Annotated in this window: 18 protein-coding genes; 14 read left to right on the forward strand and 4 right to left on the reverse strand. The window is 60.9% G+C overall.

All coding sequences use genetic code 11. The annotated features are described in order from the left end of the window. Nucleotides 1–38 precede the first annotated feature (38 nt). From mgtA to HK44_RS18105, 3 genes are all read left to right on the forward strand, one after another. A complete protein-coding gene (mgtA, locus tag HK44_RS18095; protein WP_019690072.1) occupies nucleotides 39–2753 on the forward strand; it encodes a magnesium-translocating P-type ATPase in 2715 nt (904 codons plus the stop codon). 143 nt (nucleotides 2754–2896) lie between these two features. Beyond that, nucleotides 2897–4591: a Na/Pi cotransporter family protein gene (locus HK44_RS18100; protein WP_019690071.1), complete on the forward strand. Its 1695-nt coding sequence runs from the start codon at nucleotides 2897–2899 to the stop codon at nucleotides 4589–4591. A 216-nt stretch (nucleotides 4592–4807) separates the two neighbouring features. Continuing rightward, complete coding sequence (locus tag HK44_RS18105; protein WP_019690070.1) at nucleotides 4808–6751, forward strand: DNA topoisomerase III; 1944 nt, start codon at nucleotides 4808–4810, stop codon at nucleotides 6749–6751. Between the two features lie 122 nt (nucleotides 6752–6873). Here HK44_RS18105 and glsB read toward each other — a convergent pair whose 3' ends face one another. Beyond that, complete coding sequence (gene glsB / locus HK44_RS18110) at nucleotides 6874–7782, reverse strand: glutaminase B (RefSeq protein WP_019690069.1); 909 nt, start codon at nucleotides 7780–7782, stop codon at nucleotides 6874–6876. A gap of 327 nt (nucleotides 7783–8109) precedes the next feature. Here glsB and HK44_RS18115 point away from each other — a divergent pair, with 327 nt between their 5' ends. The 3 genes from HK44_RS18115 to HK44_RS30595 are packed head-to-tail and all read left to right on the forward strand — an operon-like array spanning nucleotide 8110 to nucleotide 10433. After that, nucleotides 8110–8793 (forward strand): response regulator transcription factor, encoded by a 684-nt coding sequence (locus HK44_RS18115; RefSeq protein ID WP_019690068.1) that lies wholly within the window; start codon nucleotides 8110–8112, stop codon nucleotides 8791–8793. Then, nucleotides 8771–10165 (forward strand): sensor histidine kinase, encoded by a 1395-nt coding sequence (locus HK44_RS18120; RefSeq protein ID WP_019690067.1) that lies wholly within the window; start codon nucleotides 8771–8773, stop codon nucleotides 10163–10165. The genes HK44_RS18115 and HK44_RS18120 overlap by 23 nt, the downstream gene beginning before the upstream one ends. Before the next feature lie 16 nt (nucleotides 10166–10181). Next, nucleotides 10182–10433, forward strand: coding sequence for a hypothetical protein (locus HK44_RS30595; protein WP_141651729.1), 252 nt, complete (start codon nucleotides 10182–10184; stop codon nucleotides 10431–10433). Nucleotides 10434–10459: 26 nt separating this feature from the next. Here HK44_RS30595 and HK44_RS18125 read toward each other — a convergent pair whose 3' ends face one another. Both HK44_RS18125 and HK44_RS18130 read right to left on the reverse strand, forming a co-directional pair. Further along, nucleotides 10460–11761: an ATP-binding protein gene (locus tag HK44_RS18125; RefSeq protein WP_024265046.1), complete on the reverse strand. Its 1302-nt coding sequence runs from the start codon at nucleotides 11759–11761 to the stop codon at nucleotides 10460–10462. A gap of 2 nt (nucleotides 11762–11763) precedes the next feature. Then, nucleotides 11764–12465, reverse strand: coding sequence for a response regulator transcription factor (locus tag HK44_RS18130; protein ID WP_019690065.1), 702 nt, complete (start codon nucleotides 12463–12465; stop codon nucleotides 11764–11766). Nucleotides 12466–12760: 295 nt separating this feature from the next. On the opposite strand from HK44_RS18130, the gene HK44_RS18135 reads away from it, so the two are divergent. From HK44_RS18135 to HK44_RS18145, 3 genes are all read left to right on the forward strand, one after another. Further along, on the forward strand, nucleotides 12761–13918 hold the full coding sequence (locus tag HK44_RS18135; protein ID WP_019690064.1) for an efflux RND transporter periplasmic adaptor subunit: 1158 nt from the start codon (nucleotides 12761–12763) through the stop codon (nucleotides 13916–13918). Between the two features lie 16 nt (nucleotides 13919–13934). After that, nucleotides 13935–17033, forward strand: coding sequence for an efflux RND transporter permease subunit (locus tag HK44_RS18140; RefSeq protein ID WP_019690063.1), 3099 nt, complete (start codon nucleotides 13935–13937; stop codon nucleotides 17031–17033). 192 nt (nucleotides 17034–17225) lie between these two features. Then, nucleotides 17226–17867 (forward strand): DUF1345 domain-containing protein, encoded by a 642-nt coding sequence (locus HK44_RS18145; protein WP_019690062.1) that lies wholly within the window; start codon nucleotides 17226–17228, stop codon nucleotides 17865–17867. 19 nt (nucleotides 17868–17886) lie between these two features. Here the strand turns inward: HK44_RS18145 and HK44_RS18150 are convergent, their stop codons facing one another. Then, on the reverse strand, nucleotides 17887–18996 hold the full coding sequence (locus HK44_RS18150; RefSeq protein ID WP_141651730.1) for a fibronectin type III domain-containing protein: 1110 nt from the start codon (nucleotides 18994–18996) through the stop codon (nucleotides 17887–17889). 352 nt (nucleotides 18997–19348) lie between these two features. Between HK44_RS18150 and HK44_RS18155 the strand changes: the two genes are divergently transcribed. From HK44_RS18155 to HK44_RS18175, 5 genes are all read left to right on the forward strand, one after another. Next, nucleotides 19349–20374, forward strand: a complete 1026-nt coding sequence (locus tag HK44_RS18155; RefSeq protein ID WP_019690060.1) for a LacI family DNA-binding transcriptional regulator — start codon at nucleotides 19349–19351, stop codon at nucleotides 20372–20374. 110 nt (nucleotides 20375–20484) lie between these two features. Then, nucleotides 20485–21267, forward strand: coding sequence for a sugar phosphate isomerase/epimerase family protein (locus tag HK44_RS18160; protein ID WP_024265047.1), 783 nt, complete (start codon nucleotides 20485–20487; stop codon nucleotides 21265–21267). After that, the gene (locus HK44_RS18165; protein WP_019690058.1) at nucleotides 21260–22234 is read left to right on the forward strand and encodes a sugar kinase; all 975 of its coding nucleotides are present in this window, start codon (nucleotides 21260–21262) and stop codon (nucleotides 22232–22234) included. Before HK44_RS18160 ends, HK44_RS18165 begins: the two co-directional genes overlap by 8 nt. A gap of 104 nt (nucleotides 22235–22338) precedes the next feature. After that, nucleotides 22339–23637: an MFS transporter gene (locus tag HK44_RS18170; RefSeq protein WP_019690057.1), complete on the forward strand. Its 1299-nt coding sequence runs from the start codon at nucleotides 22339–22341 to the stop codon at nucleotides 23635–23637. A 21-nt stretch (nucleotides 23638–23658) separates the two neighbouring features. Continuing rightward, complete coding sequence (locus HK44_RS18175) at nucleotides 23659–24645, forward strand: 2-hydroxyacid dehydrogenase (protein ID WP_019690056.1); 987 nt, start codon at nucleotides 23659–23661, stop codon at nucleotides 24643–24645. The last annotated feature ends 91 nt before the right edge of the window (nucleotides 24646–24736 follow it).

The raw sequence follows: 24736 nt of genomic DNA on the forward strand, positions 1-24736 counted from the left end.
GTGTGTCGTGCCGCAAGACTGCGGCAGGAGCACACGCAATGACCCTTGTAAAAGATCCGAAAAAACACGCCCGGGGCGCCACGAACGACGACACCAAGCTGTCGATGCGCGCAGCGCGTGAGGCGCAAAACGGCCTCGCTGTCACCCTCGCCAACGTCAAGACTTGCGCCGATGGCCTGACCGAGCTCGATGCCGAAGGCCGCCTGCAACGCGAAGGCTTCAACGAAGTGGCCCATGACAAGCCGCCTCACGCCATCGTCCAGTTCCTCCAGGCCCTCAACAATCCGTTCATCTATGTGCTGCTGGCACTGGCCGGCATCAGCTTCGTGACCGATTACTGGCTCCCGCTCCAGGCAGGCGAAGAAGTCGACCTCACCAAAGTCATCATTATCATGACCATGGTGTCGCTCAGCAGCCTGCTGCGGTTCTGGCAGGAGCACCGCTCGGCCAAATCGGCTGAAGCGCTCAAGGCCATGGTCCGCACCACCGCCACCGTGCTGCGTCGCGAGCAAATGGGGATGAAGCCCAAACTGCGCGAAGTGCCGATGCGTGAACTGGTGGCCGGCGACATCGTTCAGTTGTCCGCTGGCGACATGATCCCCGCCGACATCCGCCTGATCGAATCCCGCGACCTGTTCATCAGCCAGGCGGTGCTGACCGGCGAAGCCTTGCCGGTCGAGAAATACGACACTCTTGGCAACGTCGCGCAGAAGTCCGCTTCAGCGACGGCGGCCGATCAGGCCAATCTGCTGGACCTGTCGAACATCTGTTTCATGGGCACCAACGTGGTCAGCGGCACCGCCCGGGCGGTGGTGGTCGCGACTGGCCCGCGCACCTACTTTGGATCGCTGGCCAAAGCCATTGTCGGCTCGCGTGTGCAGACCGCTTTCGACCGTGGGGTGAACAGCGTCAGCTGGCTGCTGATCCGCTTCATGCTGGTCATGGTGCCGATCGTCTTCCTGCTCAACGGTTTTTCCAAAGGCGATTGGGCTGACGCACTGATGTTCGCCCTGGCAGTGGCCGTCGGCCTGACCCCGGAAATGCTGCCGATGATCGTCAGCGCCAACCTCGCCAAGGGCGCGATGGCGATGGCCAAACGCAAAGTCGTGGTCAAGCGCCTCAACGCAATCCAGAACTTCGGTTCGATGGACGTGCTCTGCACCGACAAGACCGGCACCCTGACCCAGGACAAAATCATCCTCGAGCACCACGTCGACATCAATGGCCAGCGCGACGAGTCGATCCTTCAACTGGCGTGGCTCAACAGTCATCACCAGAGCGGTCTGCGCAACCTGATGGACCAGGCGGTGGTGCAATTCGCCGAGCGCAACCCGACGTTCAAGATCCCGTTCGCCTACAGCAAGCTCGATGAGCTGCCGTTCGACTTCATTCGTCGGCGCCTGTCGATCATCGTCAAGGACAGCCGCGACGATCATCTGCTGGTCTGCAAGGGCGCGGTCGAGGAGATGCTGAACATTTCCAGCCACATCCACGAGAACGGCGTGGTGGTTGCACTCGATGAGCCGCGTCGCAAAGCGCTGCTGGCGATGGCCTTTGAGTACAACGAAGACGGTTTCCGGGTGCTGTTGGTAGCGACTCGTGAGATCCCGAAAGCCCAGAGCAAAAACCAGTACACAACCCGCGACGAACGCGAGCTGGTGATTCGCGGCTTCCTGACCTTCCTCGATCCACCGAAGGAAACCGCCGGCCCGGCGATTGCCGCGCTGCGGGACATGGGCGTGACCGTCAAGGTGCTGACCGGCGACAACGCCGTGGTCACCTGCAAGATCTGCCGCGAAGTTGGCCTGGAGCCTGGCACGCCGCTGCTCGGCCAAGACATCGAGAAGATGGACGAGTCGACCCTCAAGTTGCGGGTTGAAGAACGCACGGTGTTTGCCAAGCTCACGCCGCTACAGAAATCCCGGGTGCTCAAGGCCTTGCAGTCGAACGGTCACACTGTGGGTTTCCTCGGCGACGGCATCAACGACGCCCCTGCCCTGCGCGACGCCGACGTCGGTATTTCAGTCGACAGCGGCACCGATATTGCCAAGGAATCGGCCGATATCATTCTGCTGGAAAAGAGCCTGATGGTGCTCGAAGAAGGTGTGATCAAAGGCCGCGAGACCTTCGGCAACATCATGAAGTACCTGAACATGACCGCCAGCTCGAACTTCGGCAACGTCTTCTCGGTGTTGGTGGCCAGTGCCTTCATCCCGTTCCTGCCGATGCTGGCGATCCATCTGCTGCTGCAAAACCTGATGTACGACATCTCTCAGCTGGCACTGCCGTGGGACAAGATGGACAAGGAATACCTGCGTAAACCGCGCAAGTGGGACGCCAAGAACATCGGGCGCTTCATGCTGTGGATCGGGCCGACCTCGTCGATCTTCGACATCACCACCTTCGCCCTGATGTGGTACGTGTTCTCGGCCAACAGCGTGGAAATGCAGACGCTGTTCCAGTCCGGCTGGTTCATCGAAGGCTTGCTGTCGCAGACGCTGGTGGTGCACATGCTGCGCACCCAGAAGATCCCGTTCTTCCAGAGCACCGCGGCATTGCCGGTGATCCTGATGACCGGGCTGGTGATGGTGCTGGGCATCTACATCCCGTTCTCGCCACTCGGCACCCTGGTCGGTCTGCAACCACTGCCATGGCAGTACTTCCCTTGGCTGGTGGGCACCTTGCTCAGCTACTGCGTGTTCGCCCAGTTGATGAAGACCGTCTACATCCGCCGCTTCAAGCAATGGTTCTGATCATCTGAACACACCGTAACCCCTGTGGGAGCGAGCCTGCTCCGGGCGGCTCGCTCCCACAGTTTTTTTGTGTTCGCCACCTCTTTACGCCGCGATTCGGCTTTCGGGCCGGCAATAAATGAAACAGCAAAAGGAGAGTCCTCATGTCGGGAACGACTCTATTGATCAACCTCGCCGGCTCCATCGCACTGATGCTCTGGGGCACCCATATGATTTCTTCGGCGCTGTTGCGCGGCTTCGGCACGCCACTGCGTCACTGGCTGGGACAGAACCTGAACAACCGCTGGATGGCCTTGCTGTCAGGCGTTGGGATCACCGGCATTTTGCAAAGCAGCACCGCCGTCAGCCTGATGGCCACCTCCTTTACCGCCGCCGGAGCCCTGGGCCTTGCGCCAGCATTGGCGGTGATGCTCGGGGCCAATATCGGCTCGACGCTGGTGGTGCAGTTGCTCAGCGTTGATATTTCGATCGTTACGCCCATCGTCCTGCTGGCCGGGTTCATCGTCTTCCGCGTGCGCGATGACTCACGCTACGAGAGCGTCGGTTGCGCGATGATCGGCCTGGGCTTGATGCTGCTGGCGCTGCGCATGCTCGGTTCGACACTGGGAGAGGTCGAAGGCACACCGATCTTCCATGCGCTCATGCACAGCCTGGATGGCGACATGATCATTGCCGTGCTGGTGGCGATGCTGCTGACCTGGATCTGCCATTCCAGCGTCGCGGTGGTGTTGCTGATCGCCTCGCTCGCGGCCACCGGTCTGCTCTCGCCCGTGACCAGCATGGCGCTGGTGCTCGGAGTGAACATCGGTGGCGCCCTGCCCTCGGTGCTCAACGCCAGCTCCAGCGTGGCCCGGCGCTTGCCGGTCGGCAACCTGCTGGTGCGGTTCATCGGTGCGCTGGTGTGCTTGCCGTTCGTGCCGATGCTGGCTCAGAGCAGCCCGATTGCGCAGCTGACACCTGCGCTGCGGGTGGTTTGCCTGCACACCAGCTTCAATCTGCTGCTGGCGCTGGTGTTCATCGGCGTGACAGAACCGCTGGCGAAACTCTTGACCCGCCTGCTGCCGTCACCTGCGCGGGATGTCGATCCCGGCATGCCGCTCTATCTGGATGAGGCTGGCCTCGCGGTGGCGAACATCGGTTTGTCCAACGCGGCGCGCGAAGCCCTGCGGCTGGCCGACATGCTCTCGATCATGCTCAACCGCGTGCTGCAACTGTTCCAGACCTCGGACCAGCGCAACGCCGATGAGGTGCGGCAGATCGACCAGTCCCTCGATCTGCTGAGCGCGGCGATCCGTGCCTATCTGGCGGACATCGGCCAGGAAGGCATCAGTGACAGCGATGCGGACCGCTCGCAGGAAATCCTGATGTTCGTGATCAACCTGGAGCACGCCGCCGACATCCTTTCCAGCAGCCTTGCGCAGTTGGCGGCGCGTCGACTGCGGCGCGGTGAAAATTTCTCGGCCTTCGAACTGGGCACGCTCTATCCGCTGCACAACGAACTGCTGGAAAGCCTGAGCCTGGCGATTACCGTGTTTCTACGGGAAGACCTTGCAACCGCCCACTATCTGGTCAACCGCAAGGAGTCGGTCAGAAGGCTGGAAGCTGCGGCCAGCCGGGCACACTTTCGTGCCCTGCGCGAAGACAAAAGCGCCTGGGCCGAGTCCGGTGACATTTTTCAACGGCTGCTGCGCGACTACCGACGCGTGCATCACCACATCGCGGCACTGGCCTACCCGGTACTCGAACGCGCCGGGGAACGCGATATCGAGAACAATGACCTGCTCGCCCAAGCCAGGGCGGCCGGCATTCAAGCCCTCCAAATGAACGAACGGACGTAGCCCTTGTTCACAAACCCATAGCTGCCGCAGGCTGCGATCTTTTCGGGCCCCAACGCTTAACTGACTGGCATCAGGCTCAAGCACCAGGTTTTCCAACCTCAAAACCAGACAATGAATCGCAACACCTCAACTGTACATCCATACAGATAAAGATTGATCCGATCGTCTTCACCGCGCATGCTGTGCACCTTCAAACCCTGATGACTGATGGTGGTTATGCGGCTGTTTCTCTGTGAAAAACCTTCCCAGGCCAAAGACATTGCGGCCGTGCTCGGTGCCAGCCGGCGCGGCGACGGCTGCTGGCTGGGAACGGACGTCACAGTGACCTGGTGCATCGGTCACCTGCTGGAAACCGCGCCGCCGGATGCCTACGACGCCCGCTATAAACGCTGGGTCCTGGAAGACCTGCCGATCATTCCCGAAAAATGGAAAATGCTGGTCAAACCCAAGACCGCCAGCCAGTTCAAAGCGGTCAAACGGCTACTCGGCGAAGCGGATGAACTGGTGATCGCCACCGACGCCGACCGCGAGGGCGAGATGATTGCCCGTGAGCTGGTGGAGCATTGCCGCTATCGCGGGCCGATCAAGCGCTTGTGGCTGTCGGCGCTGGACGATGCCTCGATTCGCAAGGCCCTGGCGGCGCTCAAACCCGGTGCCGAAACCTTCAGCCTCTATCACTCGGCACTCGGGCGCTCGCGTGCCGACTGGCTGATCGGCATGAACATGAGCCGCCTGTTCACCCTGCTCGGACGTCAGTCCGGTTATCAAGGCGTGCTGCCGGTAGGCCGGGTGCAAACCCCGACCTTGCGTCTGGTGGTCGACCGCGACCGCAGCATTGCCGACTTCGTGCCCGTGCCGTATTGGGCCATCGACGTACAACTGCTGCATGACAACATCCCGTTCACCGCCCAATGGCGCGCCGCACCGGATGTCTGCGACGAGCAGGACCGCTGCCTGAATCAGGCGCTGGCCCAGAAAGCGGCCACGGCCATGCGCAACGCCCCCAGTGCGCGGCTGGTCAAGCTGCGCACCGAGCGGGTCCGCGAAGCCGCCCCGCTGCCGTTCGACCTTGGCACGCTGCAAGAAATCTGCTCGAAAAAACTCGGCCTCGGTGCCCAGGAAACCCTGGACGTGGCCCAGGCGCTATACGAAACCCACAAGGTCATCACCTACCCGCGCAGTGACTGCGGCTACTTGCCGCTGAGCCAGCACAGCGAAGCGCCGGGCATTCTCGCCGCCCTTGGGCGTGCCGACCCCAGCCTTGGCGAGTTGCTCAAGCACCTTGAGCCACAACGCCGGTCGCGGGCCTGGAACGACGCCAAGGTCAGCGCCCACCACGGGATCATCCCCACGGCGGCGGCGAAAAACCTCGAACGCCTGACCGGCAAACACCGTGCGGTCTACACCTTGATCCGGGCGCGGTATCTGGCGCAGTTCCTGCCCAATCACGAATACGACCGCACCCAGGCGGATTTCGACTGCGCCGGGCAAGCCTTGCGTGCGGTGGGCAAACTGATCGTCGAGCCAGGCTGGAAACGCGCACTGCCCGAAGCCTTGGCCCCGGCCAAAGGACGGGAAGCACCGGCGCCGCAAATGCTGCCGGCACTGGCTGAAGGACGGGATTACGCCGTCGCCAACGTGACGCTGAAGGACCTCTGGACCCAGCCCCCCAAGCCGTTTACCGAAGGCGACCTGATCAAGGCGATGAAAAACGTTGCCAAACTGGTGGAAGATCCGCTGCTCAAGCAAAAACTCAAGGACACCACCGGCATCGGCACCGAGGCGACCCGCGCCGGGATCATTCAGGGGTTGCTGGATCGAGGCTATCTGATCAAGAACGGCAAGGCCCTGGCCGCCACACCGCCGGCCTTCAGCCTGATCGACGCCGTGCCCCGGGCCATCGCCGACCCCGGCACCACAGCGATCTGGGAACAAGCCCTGGACATGGTGCAAAGCAGCGAAATGAGCCTTGAGGAATTCGTCGCCAAACAAGCCGCCTGGATGAGCAAACAGGTCGGCCGCTGCACCGGCCTGCGCCTGACCATCAGCGGACCGGCAAGCCCGGCCGGAAAAGGGGCGGCGCCCTGGAAGAACAAACGTAAAACCACCCAGCGCAAAACCGCACCTGCCACCAAACGTAAAGCAAAACCCACCTTGTAGGAGCAAAGCTTGCTCGCGATGGACACGCTGCGGTCATTCAGATACACCGCGGTGAGGCCATCGCGAGCAAGCTTTGCTCCTACGGGGGAGGTGGTGGGTGGGCGGTTTATTGGTTTTGGGGGTTAGAACACCGACCAGCCAATGCGCTGACTCAGCAGCTCCAGCGCCGCCATGCCGGCCAGCGAGTTACCTGCCGGGTTCAACTCCGGTGACCAGACGCACACGGTAAAGCGCCCCGGCACCACGGCCACGATGCCACCGCCCACGCCACTCTTGCCCGGCAAACCGACGCGATAGGCAAAGTTGCCGGCTTCGTCATACAGACCGCTGGTGGCCATGATCGAGTTGACTTGTTTGGTCTGGCGCGCAGTGAGGATCTGTTCGCCGCTGTGTTTGCAGAACCCGTCATTGGCCAGGAAACAGAAGGCCCGAGCCAGATCGACACAACTCATGCGCAGCGCACAATGGCTGAAGTAGCTGCGCAGAACGGCTTCCACATCGTTATGAAAGTTGCCGAACGATTGCATCAGGTACGCCATGGCCGCGTTGCGCGCACGGTGCTGGTACTCAGACTCGGCGACTTTGCTGTCGACCATCACTTGCGGGTTGCCGGACAACCGCCGCACAAAATCGCGCATCGACAGCGCTGGCGCGGCAAAGCGTGACTGGTTGATATCGCAGATCACCAGCGCCCCGGCATTGATGAACGGATTGCGCGGTCGACCGCGTTCGAATTCCAGCTGCACCAGCGAGTTGAACGGCTGACCGGAAGGTTCGTGACCGAGTCGTTCCCAGATCGCTTCACCGGAATGCTCAATGGCCTGCACCAGGCTGAACACCTTGGAAATGCTCTGCACCGAAAACGGCGTGTGGGCGTCGCCAGCACAATACAGCTCGCCGTCATTGCCATACACCGCAATACCCAACTGATCGGCCGGCACACTGCCCAGTGCAGGAATGTAATCAGCCACCTTGCCCTGTCCGATCAGGGGGCGAACCGTGTCAAGAATCTCGTTCAACAACGCTTGCATGCCGGGTTCCGAATTCACGCCCCGTACCACTTGCGGGGACACAAACGCTAGACGCCCCAGACGCGCCCCAGATCACAGTTTTGCGCCCAGCTGCCGAGCCCCCCTCAAGCCACAGCCGTCTGCGGCCAATTCTGCCTGTTTGACTGCGACCGCTTGCTGCACGTCAAACCGATCCGCCCGGAACGGTGTGATGTCCTCTGTCACACCGGTGAAAAGCCGTGCCTGTCAGAAGGTGATCTACCCTGTATGAAAGTTTTTTTAGAACCCTCGTCGACATTTCTTGGCACACTGGCGCCGGTGTATTTCACTTACTTTCAGGCAAGCCCCATGACCCGAATCCTGACCATTGAAGACGACGCCGTCACCGCACGGGAGATCGTTGCCGAGCTGAGCAGCCATGGCTTGCAGGTGGACTGGGTCGCCAATGGTCGAGAAGGCCTGGCGCGGGCGGTCAGCGGTGACTACGACCTGATCACCCTTGACCGCATGCTGCCGGAGCTCGACGGCCTGGCGATTGTCACCACCTTGCGAACCATGGGCGTGTCGACGCCGATTCTGATGATCAGCGCCCTGTCCGATGTCGATGAACGTGTTCGCGGCCTGCGCGCCGGCGGCGACGATTACCTGACCAAACCCTTCGCCACCGACGAAATGGCCGCCCGCGTCGAAGTCCTGCTGCGCCGCCAGAACACCGTCAAGGACTACCCAACGACGCTGCGCGTGGCTGACCTGGAGCTCAACCTGATCAGCCGCGAAGCCAGCCGCGGCGGACAGTTGCTGAGCCTGCTGCCGACGGAATACAAACTGCTGGAGTTTCTGTTGCGCAATACCGGGCAGATCCTCTCGCGGATGATGATTTTCGAAGAGGTCTGGGGCTATCACTTCGACCCCGGCACCAACCTGATCGATGTGCACATCGGACGTCTGCGCAAAAAGATCGACCCACCGGGCCAACTGCCGCTGATACGGACTGTGCGAGGCTCGGGTTATGTCATTGCTGAACCCGTCTAAAGGCTGGCGCTCCTCCAGCAGCCGCTTGCTGGCGCTCTACAGTGCGCTGTTCGTGGTCTGGAGCGGCCTGCTCATGGGAGTGATGTATTACGAGGTTTCCAGCTACCTGGAGAACCTCGCCAAACATTCGCTGATGCAACGCCAGCATCTGTTTTCACGCTTCCACGGCGATCAGCTGGATGAGGCGCTGATCGCCAGCATTACCTTCGACCAGCGTGGAATAGACGCCTACGGGCTGTTCGACGAACAGCATCGGCCGCTGCACGGGCTGATCCGCAAGATCCCCGCTGGCCTGCCGCTGGACGGCAAGATCCATGAACTGGGCGACTGCGCCGACCCGGATGACGCCAGCCTGCCGTCTGACAGTTGCGACGCGGTGGCGACCCACACGCTGGATGGCCGCTGGCTGGTTCTGGTGCGTGACAACGGCTCGTTGTTCGCGGTCACACGGATCATCCTGTATGCCCTGTTCTGGGGAGTCTCGCTGACCATCATCCCCGGCATCGCCGGTTGGCACTTGTTGCGCCGTCGGCCGCTACGACGGATCCGCGCCTTGCAGGCGAGCGCCGAAGCCATCGTCGCCGGCAACCTGAACCACCGATTGCCGCTGTCCAGCCGCCGCGATGAACTGGACATGCTCGCGGCCATCGTCAATGCCATGCTCGAACGCATCGAGCGCCTGGTGAACGAAGTCAAGGGGGTTTGCGACAACATCGCCCACGACCTGCGCACCCCGCTCACCCGACTACGCGCGCAGCTTTACCGCATTCAACAGCAGGCCGTCGAAGGCTCTGCCGAGGCGTTTCAGCTGGATCAGGTAATCGCCGAAACCGACACCCTGATGGCACGCTTTCGCGGGTTGCTGCGGATTTCCGAGCTGGAAGATCAACAACGGCGCTCGGGCTTTGTGCTGTTCGATCCGTTGCCGTTGCTGCAGGAACTGCACGATTTCTACCTGCCGCTGGCCGAAGAAGGTCAGCTGACATTGAGCCTGCAAACACCGCAGACCTTGCCGGCGCTGACCGGCGACCGGGCGTTGTTGTTTGAAGCCCTGTCGAACTTGCTGAGCAACTCGATCAAGTTCACCCCGGCGGGCGGTCAGGTCATCGTGCGGGCAATCGACAACGCCGGCAGCACACGCATTGAAGTACTCGACTCCGGCCCCGGCATCCCGACGGACAAACGCACGGCGGTGTTTCAACGTTTCTATCGCGTCGACGACAACGCTAAAAACGGTGGCTTCGGTCTTGGCTTATCGATTGTCGCGGCCATCGTGAACCTGCATGGGTTCACCCTGGACGTCGGCAGCAGCGAACTCGGCGGCGCCCGCCTGACACTCGATTGTCGCCAGCGGTTGCTGCCCGCCGATTGATGCCACCGAGCGAGCGTTGGCGATTCAGCAGATGATTTCGTTGAGGGAGTTGCTGGTGAATCGGGCGCTGGATAATTACGCTCAACCAGAGGCCCCGCGGCACCGCATTGTGGCGAGGGGGCTTGTCGGAACGCCGCACCGCCCCGTTCGGCTGCGAAGCAGTCGTAAATCCAGCAATCGCGGCGTGTCGAACGAAACCCGATTGCAGATTTTGGGGCCGCTTCGCAACCCAGCGGGGGCAAGCCCCCTCACCACAAGGTCGGTGTAAGTTCAAGGTTCAGTTGAGCGTCAGGTTCAGGCCGGGGTGGGTAACCACAACCGGAACCGTGCCCCGCCCAGCGGCGAGGTTTCGGCCGTCAGTGTGCCGGCCTGGGCTTCCAGGGCCCGGCGGCTGATTGCCAGTCCCAGGCCAAACCCGCCCGTGGCGCGGTCGCGGCTGCGGTCCAGGCGATAGAAAGGTTCGAAGATCCGCTCGCGCTCGTCTTCCGGAATGCCGATGCCGTCATCGTCAACGCAGATTTCACAGCCTTTCGGGCAGACCTGCACGCCGATCTGAATGCGTTTTTCGCAGTAGCGCATGGCGTTGCGCAGCAGGTTCTGGATCGCTCGGGCGGTCAGGCGCGGGTCGAGGCTGAAGCGTTCGAGCTGGCCGTGCAGCAAGACGTCGATGACGATGTCCGGTGACTCCAGTTCTTCATCGACACTGCCCAGAATGCTGTCGATAAACTCATCCAGCGACACGTCCACCTGCTCCGGCACCCGTGCCGGGTTTTGCAGGCGACTGTAGGAGAGCAACTCCAGCACCAGCTCGTCCAGTTCACGAATGTGTGCAACCAGGCCCTGCAAACGTTCGCGGCTGGCGGCCGGCAAGTCGTCGGACAATACCAGTGCCAGACCGAAATCCAGTCGGGTCAGCGGCGTGCGCAGTTCGTGAGACACTGCATTGAGCAAATCACGTTGCTGGTTCAGGAGGTTTTCGATGTCACCGGCCATGGTGTCGAAAACATTGGCCAGGCTGCCGATGTTCGAACTCGGCGGGATCTGTGTGCGCTCGCTCAGGTGGCCCTTGCCAAAGCGCTCGGCGGTATTTTTCAGACGTTCCAGATCGCGCCAGTGTGGCCGCAGCCAGATCAACAGACACGCCAGCAGCGCGCCACCGATCAGTACGTTGATGCTCCAGTACAACAAATTGACATCCAGTGGATCCGGCGGCACCACCAGTTTCACCGACATCTGCTGATCCAGCGGCGACACCGCCAGCGTACGCCAGCCCCAGTCGCCCATGCGGATGACCTTTTCACCGCGTTCCAGACGCTCACGTTCATAGGGCGTGAAATCCGCGTCGTCATTGCGCACCAGTGCCACGTGCAGCGGGCTGAAGTCTTTGTCCAGCTGCGCCGCCAGATGGGTCCATTGCTCGCTCGGCACTGCGTGAAACTGTTGGGTGATCAGCTTCTGCAAGCCTCGCGACTGATCAAGGTTGTAGTTCACGAATCGCTCGTGAAACACCTTGATCACCAGATCCGGGATGAAATAAATCGCCGCGCTGAAAGTGACGATGGTGATCAGGTAGAGGCGGATCAGAATGCGCAGCATGTTCAGCATTCCCACTCGGAGCGGCTGAACAGATAGCCCTTGCCCCACACGGTTTTGATCTTGCGCGCTTCGCCGGCGTGGTCGTCGAATTTGCGTCGCAGCTTGGAAATCGCCACGTCCACCGAGCGGTCGGTGCCGTTGAATTCGATGCCGCGCAGGCGTTGCAGAATCTGGTCGCGGCTGAGCACTTCACCGGCATGGCGCGCCAGCACCACCAACAGGTTGTATTCGCCGCTGGACAGTTCGACCAACTGCTCGCGCCAGGTCACGGTGCGCTCCGACAGATCGATGCAGAGGTTGCCCATGAGGATTCGGTCGCTGGCGGTCTGCGGCTCGTTCAGGCTGCTGCGCCGCAGCAAGGTACGCACCCGCGCCAGCAATACCCGAGGCTCGCACGGCTTGGTGACGTAATCGTCGGCACCCATTTCCAGGCCCAGCACCTGGTCGTGACTGTCGTCGCGGGCGGTCAGCATCAAGATCGGCAGCGTCGCCGAATCGGCGCGCAGCAAGCGACAGACCTGCAAGCCATCGAGGCCCGGCAGCATCAGGTCGAGGATCACCAGATCCGGTGGATCGACCCGCGCCCGTTCGCGCACATGATCGCCACGGCTGATCACACTGACCTGATAGCCATTGCGTTCAAGGTAGCTGGCAATCAATTCAGAGAGCGCGCAGTCGTCTTCGACCAGGAGGATGTTGGGCATGGGTGTTTCCAGAAAGTGCAGTGGCGTCCGATACACCGCTATCGCGAGCAGGCTCGCTCCCACAAGGGATCTGATGTGGACACAGATTCTGTGAACACCGCCGACCTACTGTGGGAGCGAGCCTGCTCGCGATAGCAATCTACCCGTCGCAATAGAAATCAAGCATCCAAGGATATACGCCCTCACGCGTACCTGAGTAAAACCCTTACACAATTTCACACAGCACCTACAAAGCTTCACCGCTACGCTCGTCCCCTCCCCGTAGGATGCTGGGGGTCATTATTGGGGTATTTACATGTCAAAGAACCTGTTTGCGAAGCTCGGCCTGATTGCCTTGGCAATGACGCTGAGTGCGTGCGACAAGTCCTCCACTGCCATCGAGGCGCCGCCGCTGGCCACGGTGCGGATCGAAACCCTCGAAGCCCGACCACTGTCGATCAGCAGCGAGCTGAGTGGGCGGATCGCCGCACCGCGGATCGCCGAAGTCCGTGCCAGGGTGGCCGGCGTGGTCCTGCAACGGACCTTCCGCGAAGGCAGCGACGTCAAACAGGGCGACGTGCTGTTTCGCATCGATCCGGCGCCGTTCAAGGCTGATCTGGACAGCGCCCAGGCGGCGTTGCGCAAAGCCGAGGCCAATGCCTTTCAGGCACGCTTGCAGGAACAGCGTTACGCGCAGTTGATCGAAGGCAACGCCATCAGCGGTCAGGATTACGACAACGCCCGCGCCGCCGTCCGGCAGACTGCCGCCGATGTCGTGGCCAATCAGGCGGCTGTGCAACGGGCGAAACTGAACCTCGGTTACGCCACCGTTACCGCACCGATTTCCGGGCGGGTTGGCCGTGCGCTGGTCACCGAAGGCGCGCTGGTCGGGCAGAACGAAAGCACGCCCTTGGCGCTGATCCAGCAGCTGGACCCGATCCACGCCGACCTGACCCAGTCGACCCGCGAACTCAACGCATTGCGCCGGGCCTTCCGTACCGGGCAACTGCAGCAGGTCGGCCAGGACCAGGCCAAAGCCACGCTGATTCAGGACGACGGCAGCCTCTATCCGTTGCCGGGCAAGCTGCTGTTCGCTGACATCAGCGTCGACCCGAGTACCGGCCAGATCATTCTGCGCAGCGAGTTCCCCAACCCGGACCTCGACCTGCTGCCGGGCAGTTTCATCCGCGTGCGCCTGGAGCAAGCGGTGAATCAGCAAGGCATCAGCGTGCCGCAACGAGCGATCCTGCGTGACAGCGCCGGCATCGCTCAGGTGCTGTTGCTCGACGCCGACGCCCGTGTCAGCCAGCAACCGGTGCAGCTCGGCCAGGTGCAGAAGGATCGCTGGATCGTCACCGGCGGCCTCAAACCCGGCGACCGCATTGTCATCGAAGGCCTGCAGCACGCCCGCCCCGGTGAAAAAGTGCAGATCGACAACACCCCTCTTCCACTTGCCCAGGTCACCGGGCAATAGGCAGGACGCAGACTTTATGCCGCAATTCTTTATCGACCGCCCGGTGTTCGCCTGGGTGGTCGCGCTGTTCATCCTGTTGGCAGGCAGCCTGGCCATCCCGCAGCTGCCCGTCGCGCAGTACCCCAACGTTGCCCCGCCGAAGGTCGAGATCTACGCGGTGTACCCGGGCGCCTCGGCGCAAACCATCGACGAAAGCGTGGTCAGCCTGATCGAGGGCGAGCTCAACGGCGCCGACCACCTGCTGTATTTCAAATCCCAGAGCAGCCTAGGCACCGCGACCATCACCGCCACCTTCCAGCCCGGCACCGATCCGGAAATGGCTCAGGTCGATGTGCAAAACCGCCTCAAGGTGATCGAGTCACGCCTGCCGCAAGCGGTGACCCAACAAGGTTTGCAGGTCGAGAAAGTCTCGGCCGGCTTCCTGCTGCTGATCACCCTCACCTCCAGCGACGGCAAGCTCAATGACGTGGCGCTCAGCGATTATCTGGCGCGTAACGTGATGAACGAGATCAAGCGCCTGGATGGCGTCGGCAAGGCTCAGCTGTATGGCGCCGAGCGGGCCATGCGGATCTGGATCGATCCGCAGAAACTGGTCGGATTCAACCTGACCCCAGCTGACATCAACGCGGCGATTGTCGCGCAGAACGCCCAGGTCTCGGCCGGCAGCATCGGCGACTTGCCGGCTCGCACCACCCAGGAAATCACCGCGACGGTGCTGGTGAAAGGTCAACTGTCGACCCCCGAAGAGTTCGCCGACATTGTGCTGCGGGCCAATCCCGACGGCTCCACGGTGCGCGTGGGTGACGTGGCGCGGGTCGAAATCGGCAGCCAGGAATACCAATTCTCCACCCGCCTCAACGGCAAGCCGTCGACGGCGGTCGGCGTGCAACTGTCACCCGGCGCCAACGCCTTGAGCACCGCAACGCTGGTGCGCGAGAAGATGGACGAACTGGCGCGCTACTTCCCGGCTGGTGTGGAATACAAGATTCCGTACGACACCTCGCCGTTCGTCAAAGTCTCGATCACCAAAGTGGTTTACACCCTCGGCGAGGCGATGCTGCTGGTGTTCGCAGTGATGTTCCTGTTCCTGCAGAACATCCGCTACACGCTGATCCCGACGTTGGTGGTGCCCGTGGCGTTGATGGGCACCTTTGCGACCATGTTGGCGCTGGGCTTCTCGATCAACGTGTTGACCATGTTCGGCATGGTGCTGGCGATCGGCATTCTGGTCGATGACGCTATCGTCGTGGTCGAGAACGTCGAGCGGATCATGGTCAACGAAGGCCTGTCGCCCAAAGAAGCAACGCGCAAAGCCATGAGCCAGATCACCGGGGCAATCATCGGCATCACCCTGGTGCTGGTGGCGGTGTTTATCCCGATGGCGTTCATGCCAGGCTCGGTCGGGGTGATCTACCAGCAGTTCTCGCTGTCGATGGCCACCTCGATTCTCTTTTCGGCGTTCCTCGCCCTGACACTCACCCCGGCACTCTGCGCCACGTTGCTGAAACCGATCGCCAAAGGTGAACATCATGCCAAGGGCGGCTTCTTCGGCTGGTTCAACCAGCGCTTCGAACGGATGACCGAGGGTTATCAGCGCTGGGTGGTCTACGCCCTGAAACGCAGTGGTCGTTATTTGCTGGTCTATGGCGTGTTGTTGATTGGCCTGGTGTTTTGCTTCAGCCGCCTGCCCTCGTCCTTCCTCCCGGTCGAAGACCAGGGTTACACCATCACCGACATTCAACTGCCACCGGGCGCCAGCAAGAACCGTACGGTGCAGGTGGTCGAGCAGATCGAAGCGCACAACGCCACAGAGCCCGGTGTCGGCGACAGCACGGTGATTCTCGGTTTCAGCTTCTCCGGTAGCGGCCAGAACGCAGCCCTGGCGTTTACCACGCTCAAGGATTGGTCTGAGCGCGGCAGCGATGACTCGGCAGCCTCGATTGCCGACCGCGCCAACATTGCCCTGAGCCAGATCAAGGACGCCGTGGCCTTCTCGGTGCTGCCGCCTCCGGTTGACGGCCTCGGTACGTCGAGCGGTTTCGAGTTCCGCCTGCAAGACCGCGGTGGCCTGGGCCATGCGGCGCTGATGCAAGCGCGCAGTGCCTTGCTGGCGGCTGCCGAGAAAAGCCCGATCCTGATGAACGTGCGCGAAAGCGCCCTGGCGGAAGCGCCGCAAGTGCAGCTGATCGTGGACCGCAAACAGGCCAATGCCTTGGGCGTTTCCTTCGCCGATATCGGCAACGTGCTGTCCACCGCTGTCGGTTCGGCGTACATCAACGACTTCCCAAACCAGGGGCGGATGCAGCGGGTGGTGGTTCAGGCTGAAGGCGATCAACGCAGTCAGGTTAACGACTTGCTGAAGATCCACGTGCGCAACAATGCCGAAAAAATGGTCCCGCTGTCATCGTTCGTCCAGGCCACATGGACCCAGGGCCCGGCGCAGCTGACGCGCTACAACGGTTACCCGGCGATCAGCATTTCCGGTGAGCCGGCACCCGGTCACAGCACCGGCGAAGCCATGGCGGAAATCGAGCGCCTGGTCGCCCAAGGTCCGGCGGGATTGGGTCAGGAATGGACCGGTCTGTCATTGCAGGAGCGCTTGTCCGGCAGCCAGGCACCGATACTGCTCGGCTTGTCGTTGCTGATCGTGTTCCTGTGTCTGGCGGCGCTGTACGAGAGCTGGTCGATTCCGACCTCGGTGCTGCTGGTGGTGCCGCTGGGTGTGCTCGGCGCAGTGCTGGCGGTGACCTTGCGCGGGATGCCCAACGACGTGTTCTTCAAGGTCGGGCTGATCACCATCATCGGGCTGTCGGCGAAAAACGCGATCCTGATCATCGAATTCGCCAAGAGCCTGTACGACGAAGGCCATGACCTGATCGACGCCACGGTGCAAGCCGCGCGTTTGCGCCTGCGGCCGATCATCATGACCTCGCTGGCGTTCATCCTTGGCGTGGTGCCGCTGGCGATTGCCACCGGCGCCAGCTCGGCGAGTCAGCAAGCGATCGGCACCGGGGTGATCGGCGGAATGATCACCGCGACCATGGCGGTAGTGTTTGTGCCAGTGTTTTTTGTGGTGGTGATGAAGTTGGTGCGCAAGCGACATAAGGACATCTAACAATCAACACCTTTCACCTGTGGGAGCGAGCCTGCTCGCGATAGCGGAGTAAAAGCCAACATAGATGTTGGAGGTTACGGCCTCATCGCGAGCAGGCTCGCTCCCACAAGGGCTATCGTCTACCTGTTGACGGTGGTCACAACAGACTGCCCTGGGCTAAGGTGTTGCAAAGCCCTGACGTATCGAGCCTGCATGCCACACCTCCTGCGCACCCACCCTCGCCTGACTGCCGCCGCCCTGCTGGGGGTAGCGGTCGGCCTCCTGGCCCCGGCCAGTTCGATCATCAGCAAAATCCTGATTGGCTGGAATGCCGGTGTCTGGACCTACCTGATACTGATGCTCTGGCTGACCATCCGCGCCCGGGCCGATGATGTAAAACGCATCGCCGAAGTCGAGGATGAAAACGCCGGCATGGTACTGCTCATCGTCTGTATCGCGGCGATTGCCAGCCTCGCCACCATCACCCTGGAACTGGCCGGCAGCAAGGACCTGGAGACCAGCCGACGGCTATTGCATTACGGCTTCACCGGGATGACGGTGATCGGTTCGTGGTTGTTGGTCGGGGTGATCTTCAGCGTGCATTACGCCCGGCTGTTCTACACTTGGGACGGCAAGGAGCCGGCGCTGCGTTTTGCCGAAGGCTTGAAAAACCCCAACTATTGGGACTTCCTGTATTTCTCGTTCACCATCGGCGTCGCAGTGCAAACTGCGGATGTCGGCGTGGCCACGCGAACATTGCGCAAGATCGTGCTGGCGCAGTCGTTGATTGGATTTTTGTTCAACACGGCGATATTGGGGTTTTCGATCAATATCGCCGCCGGGTTGTTTGGGTAACGTTCACTGCGTGAGCCGCCTATGAATTCGTCGTTACCTCAAGTGTGAAGGGCTCGGAATAGCGTTGCGAGACATCGTGACCGCTGATTTTCACGGTGTAGGTGCTCGATGGTCGCAAAAAAGTAAACATGACCCCTTGTACTGGGCTCTGGATTTCTCTGGTTGAGCCTTTATGGTTATCCGCTTCAGACTTATAACCCATAAGCCCGATCGCCCCATTCGGCCTGTCCCATACAAGTGTAATGCTGGAGCGGCTAACGCTCACCACTCGAACATTTTTCGGCGGGTCCAAAAAGGGTGTCTTCACCGCGATTGCATCGCTTGCTTCAGAACGATTGCCGGCTGCATCCAGTGCTTGTACTGAAAATCTATATTGGGTTTCGGGGGTGAGCCCGATGGCGAGGTACGCGGGTGTATCATCTTTGGTTTTATCGATAACCACATCGCCTTTGAGTATTTCATATTCGACAACCCCGACATTATCGACTGCACGATTCCATACCAGAGCAGCAGCCCTGCTGGATAAATTCAAGGCAACCAGTCCGGTTGGTTTTTCAGGTGGGGTGATGTCCAAAACCGCAGGATCGGAAAGATTACTGCGGGCACTTCTGGCACGGACCTCAATGACATTGGGCGTTAACGAGGTCGGACTTCTCATCGGGTAATTGAGGCCACGAACCGAAGCGATAGTCTGGCCATTGCATGCAACCAGATAGTCGAACACTGGCTCTCCACCGACGGGAGCGATCCAGCTCAATGTGAAGCCGTTTTGCGTATATTCAGTAGCGCGTAAATTGCCCGGCATGCCGGGGCTGCTGCGTATATTCACATAACTGGGGGCGGATACGATGTTGCCAGCGGCTTTCGCCCGTACGAAAATCCGGTACTGAACGTTCGGGTTTAGCTGACGCAGCTCATGAGGTGGTCGAAGAACGTCTATCGTGGCAATGCCCCCACCTGAAATCTCATAGCCCGCCGCGTCTGGGCACAAATGACAGGTTGAATAGGGTTCATCCCAAGTCAGGACGGCAGTCGTCGAGTTGATTCGAGTACCTTGTAAATTTCCGGGTCTGCACATTTGCGTGGCAGAAACTGTAGATCCCGACGAACTATCCGAAGATTTGCTCATGCCTGGCCCTCCAAATTTTGTATCGGGATTTTTACGCACTACCAGTGAGGGTGACACCTCACAGAACTGATAGTTGTATCTGCTTCTACCCTATGTTAATCCCGGCACATTTCGTCTAGAGAATGACCTTTCCCGGGGCGATAACGACGTTGCAACGCTTCAATCGCTGCATGGGCCTTTTGTTTGCCGGGGTCGGCCTGGTTGAGTGCATTGGCCTGACCTCCATCCGCCGACATTTTTCACTTGATGATCATCCCGACTCTTGACGAGAGATTGGTTTCTGGTGTTTCCTGAAACCGGTTTCAGCGCCATGCGCCAAACCTTATAAATCCAATAACAAGGTTTTCAGACCGTGAGCGATTTCTCCGCCGCCCAGCGCAGCCGCGTGACCATGCTCGACGTGGCCGAACACGCCAAGGTCTCCAAGGCCAGCGTTTCTCGGTTCATCGGCGAGGATCGCGCCCTGCTCTCCGATGCCATTGCCCAGCGCATCGAGCAGGCCATTGCCGAACTGGGCTACCGCCCAAACCAGATGGCCCGCGGCTTGAAACGCGGGCGTACTCGCCTGATCGGCATGCTGGTGGCCGACATCCGCAACCCTTATTCGATTGCCGTGATGCACGGGGTGGAAACTGCCTGCCGGCAGCACGGCTACAGCCTGGTGGTGTGCAACACCGACCGCGACGACGAGCAGGAACGTCAGCACCTGGCGCTACTGCGCTCGTACAACATCGAAGGCCTGATCGTTAACACCCTCGGCCATCACCGCGACGAATTGCACGAACTGCATCGGGAAATGCCCTTGGTGCTGGTGGATCGCAAGGTCGAGCGCCTGGAAAGCGACATGGTCGGGCTGGACAACCCGGCAGCCGTCGAAATGGCCCTCGCCCATTTTGAAGAACGCGGTTACCGGGATGTCATGCTGGTGACCGAGCCCTTTGACGGCACCAGTTCGCGGATCGAACGGGTCAGCAGCTTCAAGGCGAAGATCGAGCAGCGGCCCGCGCTTCGCGGAGCAATCACGGAAACCGGCGGCGAGCTGACGGCGAATCTGAAAACCTTCCTCGACACACCCGGCCCCGGTCCCAAAGCGCTGTTTTGCGCGAACGGGATTGCGGCGTTGGCCAGCACCCATTCTTTGCGCGAACTTAATTGCCACCTGTTCGCGGATGTCGGCCTGATCGCCCTCGATGACCTGGATTGGTACCCGCTGGTGGGCAGCGGCATCACCGCCCTCGCCCAACCGACCACCGAAATTGGCGCCAGCGCGTTTGAGTGTTTGCTCAGGCGTTTGCGAGGGGATGACGGGGCGATGCGGAAACTGGATTTTTCGGCGCGGTTGATTGTGCGGGGATCGACTCTTGGAGATCTTCGGTGATTGTTCCGGCCTCATCGTCGGAACGCCGCCCGGAGCAGGCTCGCGATGGCGCCCTGAAGATCACTATTTTTTTGAACAAAAATGAAACCGGTTTCAGAGGTAGAAAAACAATGAATACTCCCGCCGTTTCCATCAGCCTCTCCAGCTACGGTGCCGATCTTGTGCGCCAACGTGGCCAAGGCAGTTTTATCGAAATTCTGGCCCTCGCCGGTGCCACGCGTATCGAATGGCGCGAAGAATTGCTGACCTGTGAAAATCCTGCGCAACTGGCCGAAACGACAAAGGCTAAAGGCCTGGAGAGCGTGTATTCCTCGCCGATTGAGCTTTGGCTGGCCGGGCAATCCAAACCCAATCCCGAGCTGATCCACGCCCTGCAACGAGCCCAGGCTTTCGGCGCCAAATGGTTGAAAGTGTCCCTGGGCTATTTCACCGACAACAGCGATCTGCAAACCCTTGCCCGGCTGCTGAGCGAAAGTGCCGTGCAGTTGCTGGTGGAAAACGACCAGACCCTGCACGGCGGTCGCATCGAACCCTTCCAGCGCTTTTTCGATGAAGTCGAGCAGCGCAATCTGCCGATCATGATGACGTTCGATATCGGCAACTGGCACTGGCAAGACCAGTCGCCTGCCATTGCCGCGCGATTGTTCGGTCGCCATGTGGGTTATGTGCACTGCAAGGCGGTGACCCGTCGCGCCGACGGCAAACTGGTCGCCATCCCGCCCGCCGCCAGCGACTTGCAACAGTGGGAAGAGCTGCTGCGGTACATGACCCAAGGCGTCATGCGCGCGGCGGAATACCCGCTGCAAGGCGATGACCTGGTGCAGTTGACCCGCGAACACGTCGCCGCCCTCGCCCACCTGGGCCAATCGCAGCGGGAGAATGCGCATGTCTGAGATCGATATCCTGTCGTTCGGCGAAACCATGGCGATGTTCGTCGCCGAGCAGGCCGGTGATCTGTCCAGCGTCGGCCAGTTCCACAAACGCATCGCCGGCGCGGACAGCAACGTCGCCATCGGCCTGTCGCGCTTGGGCTTCAAGGTCGCATGGCTGAGCCGGGTCGGTGCCGATTCACTGGGCCGCTTCGTGATCGATACCCTGGAGAAGGAAGGCCTGGACTGCCGCCATGTCGACATCGACACCGCGCACCCCACCGGTTTCCAGCTCAAGTCCCGCACCGAGGATGGCAGCGACCCAGCCGTCGAGTATTTCCGCCGCGGTTCGGCAGCCAGTCACCTGTCGCCCCACTCGATCGTGCCCCAATTGCTCAAGGCCCGACACCTGCACGCCACCGGCATCCCCCCGGCGCTCTCGCAGACTGCCCGGCAGATGTCGTACGAATTGATGACCCGCATGCGCGAGGCCGGGCGCAGCGTGTCGTTCGATCCGAACCTGCGCCCGAGCCTGTGGGCCAGCGAACAACAGATGATCACCGAGATCAATCGCCTCGCCGCTCTCGCCCATTGGGTATTGCCGGGGCTCAGCGAGGGGCGCTTGCTCACCGGTTTCGACGATCCGGCCGACATCGCGCAGTTTTACCTCGACCAGGGCGCCGAGGCCGTTGCGATCAAACTCGGCCCGCATGGTGCTTACTACCGCACGCACCTGGATGCCGGTTTTGTCGACGGCGTGCGGGTGCAAACGGTGGTCGATACCGTCGGTGCCGGTGATGGATTTGCCGTCGGCTTGATCAGTGCCCTGCTCGTAAACCACAGCTTTGCCGACGCCGTGCGGCGGGCCAATTGGATTGGCAGCCGGGCGGTGCAAAGTCGCGGGGATATGGAGGGGTTGCCGACCCGAGTCGAACTGATCGCTGAATTTGAGGCCGCCGTTCGCGAGCAAGCTTCGCTCCTACAGGTCTAGCGCAGGACCTGTAGAAGCGTGGCTTGCCCGCGAAGGGTCCGGCACAGTCACTGAAGATCTAAACACCTGCTGCGACAAAAACAACAAGCTCAGGAGCACCACCCATGAAAACCGCAACCCTCGCCGCCCGCCGCTGGTGGTACATCATGCCCATCGTCTTCATCACCTACAGCCTGGCGTATCTGGATCGCGCCAACTACGGCTTCGCCGCCGCCTCGGGCATGGCCGCAGACCTGATGATCACTCCGGGCCTGTCGTCGATGCTCGGCGCGCTGTTTTTCCTCGGCTACTTTTTCTTCCAGGTGCCGGGGGCAATCTATGCGCAGAAGCACAGCGTGAAGAAGCTGATTTTCGTCAGCCTGATCCTCTGGGGCAGCCTGGCGACCCTCACTGGGATCGTCTCCAACGCCTACTGGCTGATCGTCATCCGCTTCATGCTCGGCGTGGTCGAGGCCGCGGTGATGCCGGCAATGCTGATTTACCTGTGCCACTGGTTCACCCGCGCCGAACGCTCGCGGGCCAACACCTTCCTGATCCTCGGCAACCCGGTGACCATGTTGTGGATGTCGGTGGTCTCGGGCTATCTGGTGCAGCACTACAACTGGCGCTGGATGTTCATCGTCGAAGGCTTGCCGGCGGTGCTTTGGGCCTTTATCTGGTGGAAACTGGCCGATGATCGTCCGGCCCAGGCGACGTGGCTCAGCGATGAGGAAAAAGGCGATCTGGAGAGCGCCTTGGCCGCCGAACAGGTCGGCATCAAGGCGGTGAAGAACTACGCCGAAGCCTTCCGCTCGCCAAAAGTGATCATCCTGGCCTTGCAATTCTTCTGCTGGAGCATCGGCGTCTACGGTTTCGTGCTGTGGCTGCCATCGATCCTCAAGGCGGGTGCGCAGATGGACATGGTGCAGGCCGGCTGGTTATCGGCGCTGCCTTATCTGGCGGCAGTCATCGGCATGCTGCTGGTGTCCTGGGGCTCGGACAAACTGCAAAAACGCAAACGCTTCGTCTGGCCTCCGCTGTTGATCGCTTCAATTGCCTTTTATGGTTCGTACGCCCTGGGCGCCGAACACTTCTGGTGGTCGTACACCTTGCTGGTCATCGCGGGTGCCTGCATGTACGCACCTTACGGACCGTTCTTCGCCATCATCCCGGAAATCCTCCCGGCCAACGTCGCCGGCGGCGCCATGGCGCTCATCAACAGCATGGGGGCGCTGGGATCGTTTGGCGGTTCTTATCTGGTGGGTTACCTCAACAGCTCCACCGGCTCACCTGGTGCGTCCTACCTGTTGATGAGTGGCGCGTTGCTGCTGTCGGTGGTGCTGACAATGATCCTGAAGCCAGGGGCCAGTGATCGAGAGCCGTCCAAGGTCGAAGCTGGACGTCCCGTGGCAGCCCACTCCTAAATTGAACAAAAGGTGAACACGATGAAAAAACACATCGTCCTCTACAAAAAACTTTCGCCCGGGTTGATGGCTCGATTACAGGCACAAGCCGAAGTGACGCTAATCGACAAACTCGACAGCGACGGTCTGAGGCGCCTGCGCGATGCCTTGCCCGGCGCCCAGGGGCTGCTGGGTGCAAGCCTGCGGCTGGATGCCGAGCTCCTCGAGCTGGCACCAAACCTTGAGGCCGTCGCAAGCGTTTCGGTGGGCATCGACAACTATGATGTCGACTACCTGAGCCAGCGTAACATCCTGCTGAGCAACACCCCTGACGTACTGACCGAAACCACCGCAGACACCGGTTTTGCGTTGATTCTGGCCACGGCCCGGCGGGTGGTGGAACTGGCCAACCTGGTGCGCTCCGGGCAATGGAAACAAAACATCGGGCCGATGCATTTCGGCAGCGACGTGCATGGCAAAACCCTCGGCATCATAGGCATGGGACGGATCGGCGAAGCGCTGGCACAACGTGGGCATTTCGGCTTCGGCATGCCGGTCATCTATCACAGTCACTTGGAGAAACCTGCGGTGCAGACGCGCTTCAATGCGCAGTACCGCAGCCTGCCGCAGTTGCTGGAGCAAGCGGATTTCATCTGCCTTACCTTGCCGTTGACCGCCGAAACCGAAGGCCTGATCGGCGCCCGGGAATTTGCGCTGATGCGCCCGGAAAGCATCTTCATCAACATTTCACGGGGCAAGGTGGTCGACGAGGCGGCGCTGATCGAGGCCCTGCAAAAAGGACAAATTCGCGCGGCGGGACTGGATGTGTTCGAGCGCGAACCGCTGGGGCAAGATTCACCGCTACTGCAGTTGGACAACGTGGTAGCGACGCCGCATATCGGTTCCGCCACCCATGAAACACGCGAGGCCATGGCACGCTGTGCGGTGGATAATCTGCTGGCGGCATTGGCCGGTGAGCGGCCGCCGAACCTGGTGAATGGCGGGGTGTGGGATCAGCGCACTCTCTAAATACAGAGATCAAAAGGTCCCAGCCTGCAGCAGCGCCTACAGCTTCGCGTAGAAAATTCCTATATCTACAGTTGCGGTGACTGACAGCCTT

The organism is Pseudomonas fluorescens HK44 (assembly GCF_000217955.3).
Classification (GTDB): domain Bacteria; phylum Pseudomonadota; class Gammaproteobacteria; order Pseudomonadales; family Pseudomonadaceae; genus Aquipseudomonas; species Aquipseudomonas fluorescens_AQ.

What these genes read in the sequence shown, in the direction of transcription:
- HK44_RS18150 (WP_141651730.1), bottom strand. Translation starts at nt 18,996, where the DNA reads ATGAGCAAATCTTCGGATAGTTCGTCGGGATCTACAGTTTCTGCCACG.
- HK44_RS18115 (WP_019690068.1), top strand. Translation starts at nt 8,110, where the DNA reads ATGACCCGAATCCTGACCATTGAAGACGACGCCGTCACCGCACGGGAG.
- HK44_RS18165 (WP_019690058.1), top strand. Translation starts at nt 21,260, where the DNA reads ATGTCTGAGATCGATATCCTGTCGTTCGGCGAAACCATGGCGATGTTC.
- HK44_RS18105 (WP_019690070.1), top strand. Translation starts at nt 4,808, where the DNA reads ATGCGGCTGTTTCTCTGTGAAAAACCTTCCCAGGCCAAAGACATTGCG.
- HK44_RS18145 (WP_019690062.1), top strand. Translation starts at nt 17,226, where the DNA reads ATGCCACACCTCCTGCGCACCCACCCTCGCCTGACTGCCGCCGCCCTG.
- HK44_RS18125 (WP_024265046.1), bottom strand. Translation starts at nt 11,761, where the DNA reads ATGCTGCGCATTCTGATCCGCCTCTACCTGATCACCATCGTCACTTTC.
- HK44_RS18100 (WP_019690071.1), top strand. Translation starts at nt 2,897, where the DNA reads ATGTCGGGAACGACTCTATTGATCAACCTCGCCGGCTCCATCGCACTG.
- mgtA (WP_019690072.1), top strand. Translation starts at nt 39, where the DNA reads ATGACCCTTGTAAAAGATCCGAAAAAACACGCCCGGGGCGCCACGAAC.
- HK44_RS18140 (WP_019690063.1), top strand. Translation starts at nt 13,935, where the DNA reads ATGCCGCAATTCTTTATCGACCGCCCGGTGTTCGCCTGGGTGGTCGCG.
- HK44_RS18120 (WP_019690067.1), top strand. Translation starts at nt 8,771, where the DNA reads ATGTCATTGCTGAACCCGTCTAAAGGCTGGCGCTCCTCCAGCAGCCGC.
- HK44_RS18130 (WP_019690065.1), bottom strand. Translation starts at nt 12,465, where the DNA reads ATGCCCAACATCCTCCTGGTCGAAGACGACTGCGCGCTCTCTGAATTG.
- HK44_RS18175 (WP_019690056.1), top strand. Translation starts at nt 23,659, where the DNA reads ATGAAAAAACACATCGTCCTCTACAAAAAACTTTCGCCCGGGTTGATG.
- HK44_RS18170 (WP_019690057.1), top strand. Translation starts at nt 22,339, where the DNA reads ATGAAAACCGCAACCCTCGCCGCCCGCCGCTGGTGGTACATCATGCCC.
- glsB (WP_019690069.1), bottom strand. Translation starts at nt 7,782, where the DNA reads ATGCAAGCGTTGTTGAACGAGATTCTTGACACGGTTCGCCCCCTGATC.
- HK44_RS18135 (WP_019690064.1), top strand. Translation starts at nt 12,761, where the DNA reads ATGTCAAAGAACCTGTTTGCGAAGCTCGGCCTGATTGCCTTGGCAATG.
- HK44_RS18160 (WP_024265047.1), top strand. Translation starts at nt 20,485, where the DNA reads ATGAATACTCCCGCCGTTTCCATCAGCCTCTCCAGCTACGGTGCCGAT.